The 2049-nt window shown below is 68.0% G+C and carries 2 protein-coding genes and 1 pseudogene; 1 reads left to right on the top strand and 2 read right to left on the bottom strand.

The window, feature by feature from the left end; all coding sequences use genetic code 11:
- Positions 1-613 precede the first annotated feature (613 nt).
- Both WHI96_RS27545 and WHI96_RS27540 read right to left on the bottom strand, forming a co-directional pair.
- Positions 614-1048 carry a helix-turn-helix domain-containing protein gene (locus WHI96_RS27545; protein WP_224404100.1) on the bottom strand — a complete coding sequence of 145 codons (435 nt, stop codon included), beginning with the start codon at positions 1046-1048 and terminating at the stop codon, positions 614-616.
- 227 nt (positions 1049-1275) lie between these two features.
- A complete protein-coding gene (locus WHI96_RS27540; RefSeq protein WP_255625382.1) occupies positions 1276-1410 on the bottom strand; it encodes a hypothetical protein in 135 nt (44 codons plus the stop codon).
- Between the two features lie 361 nt (positions 1411-1771).
- Here WHI96_RS27540 and WHI96_RS27535 point away from each other — a divergent pair.
- A pseudogene (locus WHI96_RS27535) lies at positions 1772-2049 on the top strand (hypothetical protein); the annotation flags it as partial.

Raw genomic sequence — 2049 nt, 5'->3', positions numbered from 1 at the left:
GCTGCACTCCATGATCGGCAACATCCCGCCGGTCGAGTACGAACAGAACTACTACGCTCACGACACCGCCCGAGAAGATCCAATCTCGGGAGAACCCAGCCTCCACTGAAGCCGGGGCGCTTCAGTCATTGACGGCTGGCCCGCAGGGCAGCACTGGATGGGCAGAGCGCCTCGCAGCGTCGCCTCGGCTCGAAAAGTCTTGCAACGCGGGAACTTTCACCTCCACGACGCGAGTCTCCTCTCGGACCGACGCCCCGGTTGCGACCCAACCGGCACAGAAGCAGGCCCAGGACGGAGAGGCTATGTACCAGCCAAGTGCTGTAGTCCGTCACTACCCGGATTGCTCTGGTCCCCCCGCCCCTCGGGGAGAGACGACGTCCCAGCATGACGCCCGGCCGGCAGCCCTGATCAGCAGGCTGGAGCGGGAACTGACATCGCTGTCCAGCGCAGCCATCCACGCGCTGACCTCGATTCAACAGACGTTCGACGCGAAAGGTACCGGCGGCGCTGAGCCAGGGGGCGAGAGCACCGAACGGTTGCTGAGTCTCGCCGCGGAGGCACTCGAGTCGGCGCTCACGGCCCATCAGGCACTCCAAGCACGCATCGCGGCCGTTCAGGAGGAGCGGTGAGCCTGTTCGCTGTTCTGCATCTGCCGCAGGTCGTCGACGATCCGGGCGAGAGACTTACGAGTCTCGGGGCGCAGCTCACTGATGCCGCCGACCAGTGCGGCGAGGTCTGGATCCCGCAGCTTCGCGAGCATCTCGTGTTCGCCGTCGGTGAGGACGGGATGCGGGTCGTCGAGCAGGTAGGAGACCGAAACCTTGAAGTAGGTGGCCAAGGCTTCGATGGTGCTTCGGCGTGGGTTGGTGTTGCGTCCTCGCATCATCGTGTTCAGCGTGGCGCGCGAGACCTGTCCGCCCGCAGCTTCGATCCCCTCGACGATTTCGTCGAGGTAGAGAGCGCGGGTGCTACCGGGCGGGCGAGCGAGGTGGTTCAGCTTCTCGGCCAGCGTCCGCGGCGCGCCGCTGAGGCGAGGCTCGTCTGGCACCAGTCACCTCCGCACGAACACGCCGCCTCCGTGGGCGTGGCACGGGGCGCTGTGACGCTAGCCGCGCCCAGCGCCAGATCCCAGCCGGGGCGCCCACCCGCGGCTTAGGAACCGGATCTCGCACACGATCGGTTGACCAGCCGTCGCGCTGAGCGGATAGTGACGTGATGTCGTCTTGTATTCTAGATTCTGCTTGCGATCTGATCTATTTTTGTGGAGGAGGTCCGTCATGGCACCACCGTCTCGGCGGCACCGCGCAGGGCGGTGGGTGTGATGCCGATCCGGTCCCGTCCCGCACCGTCCTCCAGCGCGCCGTGGCGCACCGCCCCCGGGTTGGGCTCCGACGGAGCCGCTGCCCCCATCAGCCGGACCTCGAGTACTGCCCTCGACAAGCAGGAGAGCCATCCCAACGAGGGCACCGTGCGCGAACCTGCTCCCGTCTTGTTCCGCCCCCCTCTCCATCGCGCCCACGAGAACGAGCCCGCGACGAGCGCTCCCGCTCCGGCTGCTGTCGGTGACATCGACAAGGACCCCCCGGCCCGCGAGCAGAAGGTGGAACAGCCAACGCCGCCGGAACAGCCACGCGACGGCGAGGGCGACGCCACCGGTTCGGAACCCGCCGGTGCGCTCGCGCGACCCCAGGTGCGACTCGACGCCGACCTCCCCCGCGAGCAGGTGGCCCCACCTCACCGTGGTCGGGCCACAGCAGCCGATACAGCCGTGATGCGCTACACCGCTAGCCAGGACTCCTTCTCCCGCTCGGTGCGATCCCTGGAGCCGATCTCGGACCTGGAGGCGGCGAGCTTCGCGGGACGGTTCGCCACGGACTTCCAGTCGTTCGACCAGGACGACCCGAGCCGCCGGGCAGAGGTACTGCGGCCTCTGCTCGCTGACCCCCAGGCCTGCACCTGGGGGTGGTCGGGCGCGGGTAGGCAGCGCGCCGACTCACCGCTGCCGGGCCGGATCTACCGGCCCAGCGACACGGTGGTGTTCGTCGAGGT

It is taken from the genome of Pseudonocardia tropica (assembly GCF_040105315.1).
Lineage (GTDB): Bacteria > Actinomycetota > Actinomycetes > Mycobacteriales > Pseudonocardiaceae > Pseudonocardia > Pseudonocardia alni.
Note: the sequence above shows the minus strand (reverse complement) of the source record. Positions and strands in the feature narration are given on the sequence as shown.